This window comes from Ideonella azotifigens, from assembly GCF_006519715.1.
Taxonomy (GTDB): Bacteria; Pseudomonadota; Gammaproteobacteria; order Burkholderiales; family Burkholderiaceae_C; genus Ideonella; species Ideonella azotifigens.
The window spans coordinates 1-6188 of record NZ_VIDT01000320.1; the positions used below are offsets into that span (position 1 = coordinate 1).

Sequence of the window (6188 nt, forward strand, 5' to 3'; positions counted from 1 at the left end):
CGCCGCGCCGAGAGCGTCATGACCGTGCCGATGGCCGTCTCCACGCTGCGCGGCGAAACCCTGGACGTGCTGAACTCCAGCGGCGAGGACCTGCGCATGCTGTCTGGCCGCGTGCCCAGCTTGAACATCGAATCGTCCTTCGGCCGGGCCTTTCCGCGCTTCTACATCCGCGGCTACGGCAACACCGACTTCCGGCTCAACGCCTCGCAGCCGGTCTCGCTGGTGCTGGACGACGTGGTGCAGGAGAACCCGATCCTGAAGGGCTTCCCGATCTTCGACGTCGAGGGCGTGGAAGTGCTGGCCGGCCCGCAGGGCACGCTGTTCGGCCGCAACACGCCGGCCGGCGTGGTCAAGATCGACTCGGTCAAGCCGCAGAAGGGTTTCGGCGGCTACGGCAGCATCAGCTACGGCACGTATGGCACGGTGAACCTCGAAGGCGCCGTCAACGCGCCGCTGTCGGACCAGTGGCAGTCCCGTTTCTCGGTGCAGGTCCAGCACCGCGACGACTGGGTCACCAACGAGGCCCCGGCCGAGTTGCAGCAGACGCACAAGCTCGAAGGCTATGACGACCGCGCCGCCCGCGCCCAGTTCCTCTACGGCGCCGGCACGCCCTTCACCGCGCTGTTCAACGTGCATGCCCGCGACCTGAATGGCAGCGCCCGCTTGTTCCGCGCCAACATCATCCAGAAGGGCAGCAACGACCTGGTCGACGATTTCGACATCAAGAAGGTCTACCTGGACGGCAAGAACGAGCAGAAGCTGACCAGCATCGGTGCCAACGCGCACCTGACCTGGGCGCTGGACGGCGTGAAGCTGCACTCGATCACCGGCCTGGAGACGGTGCACTCGTACAGCCGCGGCGACGTGGACGGCGGCTACGGCGCGTCCTTCCTGCCCAGTTCGGGTCCCGGGCTGATCCTGTTCCCCAGCGAGACGGCCGACGGCCTGAGCGGCCACCGCCAGTTCTCCGAGGAACTGCGGCTGGAGTCCACGAAGCCAGGCCCACTCAGCTGGCAGGCCGGCCTGTACTTCTTCCGCGAAACCTTCCGGATGACCTCGTACAACTACGACTCGACCGCCGGCGGGGCCTTCACCAGTTCGTCTCCCACCACGCAGAGCAACAATGCCTACGCGGCCTTCGGCTCGGTCAACTATGCGCTCGCGCCGGACCTCTCGCTGCGCGCCGGCCTGCGTTACACCCACGACAAGAAGAAGCTCTCTACCGACCCAGGCACGGTGCCCAACTTCGACGTGAGCGAGGGTCTGAGCGACGAGGTCTCCAGCAGCAAGGTCACCGGCGACGTCGCCCTGAGCTGGGCCATGGACAAGAACACCAACCTCTACGGCCGCGTTGCCACCGGCGTACGCGGCGCCAGCATCCTGCCGGCCTCGGGCTTCAACCCGATGTCCAAGGCCGAACCGGAGACCAGCACCTCGTACGAGGTTGGCGTGAAGTCTGAGTTGTTCGACCGCCGGGCCCGCGTCACCGCGGACGTCTTCCACTACGACGTGAAGCACCAGCAGCTCACCGTGGTGGGCGGTAACGCCAACTCCACCGTGCTGGAAAGCGCCAAGAAGGCCATGGGCCAGGGCGTGGAATTCACGCTGGACGCCTACCTCAGTGAGAACCTGCTGCTGGGCCTGAGCGGCAGCGTCAACGTCACGAAGATCAAGGACAAGGACCTGGTCGTTGGTGGCTGCGCCCAATGCACGCCCACAGATCCGTCCACCGAGGTCACCCTGCCAGATGGCAGCAAGAAGACGGTCTATTTCATCGACGGCAACCCGCTGCCGCAGGCCCCGAAGTACGTGGCCAACGCCAACCTGCGCTACAGCATCCCCACGGCCAGCGGCGAGTTCTACGCCTACACCGACTGGACCTACCGCAGCAAGGTCAACTTCTTCCTGTACGAATCGCCCGAGTTCACCGGCAAGCCCCTGACCACCGGCGGCCTGCGCCTGGGCTACATCTGGGACAACGGCAAGTACGAACTCGCCGCGTTCGGCCGCAACATCACCAACCGTGTCGTCGTCAACGGCGCCATCGACTTCAACAACCTGACCGGCTTCGTGAACGAGCCGCGCACCTGGGGGGCGCAGTTCAAGGCAATGTTCTGAAAGTGAAAAGGCCACGCGATTTGGCTGCGCGGCCTTCAAAGACCCACACGACTGGCCTGCAAGGCCAGTCCCAGGCTCAGTTCAAGTTGGTCTTGAAACCGAGAATACCGTACGGGCCGGTGGTGAAAACCATCTTTCGCCCCGGCACGCTGACCACGCTTTGACGCGCTTGGCCGATGCCGTAGTTGACGGTCTCAAACTTGAGCGTCTGATCCACATACTGGCGCAGCTGGCCACCAGAAGCCACCCACCAGGATCCGCCAGGTGCGACCACCAAACCGCTCACGGCACCACCCGGCACGGTGAACTGCTGCACCTGGGGAAACTGGGCCTGGAAATAGGCCAGTTCGGTCACCTTGCCGTCGCTGCCGCCGGTCACCAGGTGCGTCGTACCTGACAAGGCAGCGGAACTCAGTGTGGACCATCCGACCAAGCCGTTCAGTGCATGGGTCTTGCCGTCATAAAAATACAGCGTGCGAGCTCCCGAAGACAACACGCCCAGCTCCTGGGTGCCATCCTCATCCACATCACTGACGAAGAGCTGATCCAAGGTGGCGGACGTTTCGGTCTGGATGCTCCAGCGCCGCTGCCCCGTGGCGGGATCGTAGGCGACCACGGTCCCGCCATTACCCGCAACCAGCACTTCAACGGCCCCATCCCCATCGACGTCCGCGACCTCAAGCGCGCGGAATGTGCCGCTTGGCGCACCGGCATCGACATTGCTCATCACGAGCTTGAAGCTGCTGTTGGCTTTGAAGTTGTAGGCCCTGAGCTGCCCCTGAATGCCATCGCCACCCGCGACCACGATCTTCAGCCTGCCTGTGCCATCGAGATCGCGCAGCTTGATGTCTGAGATCTGGAAGGAAACACCCAGCGGGTCCGAAATGGCCCGCACTTTCAGCTTGTCGCTGTCGAACACCACCAGGCGCCCCCCGCCGTAGCTATCGGAGCTGGTCGAGGCCATCACGATTTCGGGCACGCCGTCACCGTCCAGATCACCCACAACAGGCCCGATGAAAGGTCCGTGGAGGTCCACCGTCTGCCAGCGAATGGACTGACTCTGCCAATCTCCGAGGTGCAAGCGATAGGGGCCGCTGCTGGAATTGCCACCGGAACTCCAGAGCAGGTCCTTGACGCCATCGCCATTCACGTCCGCCACGGTGATCGCCATCGTCCCGGACTCGGGCGCTTGGATCAATCCGATCGATTTCCTGGCGACAAGACTGAAGGCGCGCACAGCGGTGCCTTGCGCACTGCCCACCAGGACCTCCGGCACGCCGTCGCCATCCAGATCGCCCTGCCCGACAGCCTCAACATCCGTCAAGGCAAGCCACCACTGTCCAGCCTTCTTCGCCACATCGTAGACGCTGAGCCGATCACTCGTGACCGAGATCAACTCAGCGCGACCGTCACCATCCGAGTCGATTGCCAGCACGTCGCCGAAACCCTTGGAATAGTTCCACTGCACTTGGTGCGTGTCGGCGTCGATCACCTTGCCCGAGCTAGACACGATTTCCATCGCGGCATCGCCGTCCATCTGGCCGACGGCCAGCTCGTAGCCTCCGACACTCTTCAGGCTCCACCCTGCATAGGCCGGACCCTCAGCCACCAACTTGCCGTCGTTGCACAGCGAGATGTATTCATCCACGCCATCGCCATTCAGGTCTGCCGCCTTGAGCACCCTGAGCCCGGCCTCTTCCAGCTTAGGGTTGTAGCAACGGCCTGGCTGTGTCGAGAGTTTTGCCTTGGTGACGGCGTCGTAGATCACCAACGTGCCGTCGCCCAATGCCGCCACGACGAGTTTCTGGCCACTCGGTCCGTTGGCCAACACCAGACTCATGAGGCCATGCATTGGCTCGGACACAAAGACCTGCAACAGCCCCTTGGAAAGGTCCCCGGGCTGGCCGCGCAGGACATGCCAGCTGTCGTGCGAACTGACAAAAACCTCAGTGGCGCCATCCACCACCAAGGTCTCCATGCCGGCCAAGCCAATGCTGCCGCCCAGTGACTGCCATGCCCAACTGGCTTGAACCCCGGTGGCAGGATTGGAGGTCTTGCCAGCGAGCGCCGGTGCGGGTTGTACCAATGCAAACGAAGCCAACAGGCCTGCCGCAGCCGAAGCCAGGGCCAAGCGCGCACGTGTCGCGAATTTCATGATTTCCCTCCTCCGGACCAACGGCAATCCGGCCTCTGTGTACACATTTAAGAGATGCCGTTGTTTTTCTTGTTGCGCTGTGCGCTTGGGCGGAGGATACAAGATCGGTAGCTCTCAGGCTGCATGCGGCCCCTACCGCGCGCGCCCCCGAAGGCCGCCGCTACCCCACCTACCCGAAGGACAGTTGCCAGCTGCTTGAGGCTCACGCCCCCGAATTCGCCGCCTCCACAAAAACCGCATCCAGCATCTCCGTCCAGCGCTCCTTGCGCAGGTCGCTGACGAAGCTGGCGTCGAAGCTGTTGCGGGCCAGGATGTAGGCCTCGCGGGGGCCGAGTTGCGGCAAGGCCTCGAAGGTTTCGAGGTAGTTCTGGTTCAGGTAGCCGCCGAAGTAGGCGGGGTCGTCGGAGTTGACGGTGGCGACCAGGCCGGCGGCGAGCAGTGCGGGCAGCGGGTGATCGGCCAGCGTGCCCACGACGCAAAGCTTCAGGTTGGACAGCGGGCAGACGGTGAGCGGGATCTGCTCGGCGGCGAGGCGGCGCATCAGCGCCGGATCGTCGATGCTGCGCACGCCGTGGTCGATGCGCTGCGCGCCCAGCAGGTCCAGCGCGTCGCGCACATACGCGGCCGGACCTTCCTCGCCAGCGTGGGCCACGCGGTGCAGGCCCAGTTCCTTCGCGCGGGCGAACACACGCTCGAACTTCCCGGGAGGATGGCCGCGCTCGGAACTGTCCAGGCCCACGCCGATGAACAGCTCCAGGAAGGGCTCTGCCTCCTCCAGCGTGGCAAACGCATCTTCCTCGCTGAGGTGGCGCAGGAAGCACAGGATCAGCGCGCCGCTGACGCCCAGCTGGTCGTGCGCGTCATTGCAGGCGCGCGACAGGCCGCGCATCACCGTCTCCATGGCCACGCCGCGGGCAGTGTGGGTCTGCGGGTCGAAGAACAGCTCGGCATGCACCACGTTGTCCGCCTTGGCCTTCTCGAAGTAGGCCCAGGCCATGTCGTAGAAGTCCTGCTCCTGCAGCAGCACGCTGGCGCCGGCGTAATAGATGTCCAGGAAGCTCTGCAGGTCGGTGAAGGCATAGGCTTGGCGCAGCGCTTCGACGCTGGCGTAGCGCAGGGCCACCTGGTTGCGCTGCGCGAGCTTGAAGATCAGCTCGGGCTCCAGCGAGCCTTCGATGTGGATGTGCAGTTCGGCCTTGGGCATGCGGGCCAGCAGCGCCGGCAGCGCGGCGCGCGGAATGCGGTCGAACAGCGTGTCGTCCAGCGGAACGGACGGGGCGGCAGCGGCAACAGCAGGAACGGCTGGCATCAGCAGACTCCAAAGGTGATCAGGTGGCGGCGCAGGTAGCGCCGGTAGGCGGCGGAAGCCTTGTCGGCCGCACTGTGCACTTCACGTGCCATGCGGCCTTCGTCGGTCAGGCCCAGCGGCAGGCGGCGCGGGCGTTGGGATTCGAGCACGGGCCGGTCCTGCAGGAAGATGGCCTGCTGAAACTCGCGCAACGCGGCCTCGCGCTCGGGCGACACGCCGCCTTCTGCTGGCACCGCGAGACGGAACCAAACGCGGCTGCGTTCCTCGTCCAGCGGGCAGATCAGCAGCGCGATGGCCTCGCGGTGACCGTCGTCAAGTGCGGGCACCTTCTCCAGCACCGCGGCATACGGCGCGGGCAGGTGGTAGACGTAGTCGACCCAGGCGCCCTCGGCAGCGGCTTCATGGGCACGCGGCTGCCAAGCCTTGCAGCCGCTGATGCGCAAGGCTTCGGCGCGGCCCGTGGTAGCGTCGGCCGGCACGATTTCGACTTGGTGGTCCGGCACCTGCAGGTGCTCGGCGTCGCCCAGCCAGCCTGCATGCACCAGGCCGAAGTGCGCCAGGTCCAGGAAGTTTTCGACGATGCGCGGCGCGCTGGCCGCCACGTCG

General features: G+C 65.0%; 3 protein-coding genes and 1 pseudogene. 1 reads left to right on the forward strand and 3 read right to left on the reverse strand.

Features of this window, described 5'->3' with window-relative positions; all coding sequences use genetic code 11:
• The coding region (locus FKP22_RS18120) for a TonB-dependent receptor (RefSeq protein ID WP_141289017.1) at window positions 1-2118 on the forward strand (2118 nt) is incomplete at its 5' end.
• A 76-nt stretch (window positions 2119-2194) separates the two neighbouring features.
• Here FKP22_RS18120 and FKP22_RS18125 read toward each other — a convergent pair.
• The 3 genes and pseudogenes from FKP22_RS18125 to FKP22_RS32200 form a co-directional block, all read right to left on the reverse strand.
• A complete protein-coding gene (locus tag FKP22_RS18125; protein WP_141289019.1) occupies window positions 2195-4273 on the reverse strand; it encodes an FG-GAP repeat domain-containing protein in 2079 nt (692 codons plus the stop codon).
• A 202-nt stretch (window positions 4274-4475) separates the two neighbouring features.
• Complete coding sequence (locus FKP22_RS18130) at window positions 4476-5582, reverse strand: adenosine deaminase (RefSeq protein WP_141289021.1); 1107 nt, start codon at window positions 5580-5582, stop codon at window positions 4476-4478.
• A pseudogene (locus FKP22_RS32200) lies at window positions 5582-6188 on the reverse strand (aromatic ring-hydroxylating oxygenase subunit alpha); the annotation flags it as partial. The gene FKP22_RS18130 and the pseudogene FKP22_RS32200, both read right to left, overlap by 1 nt.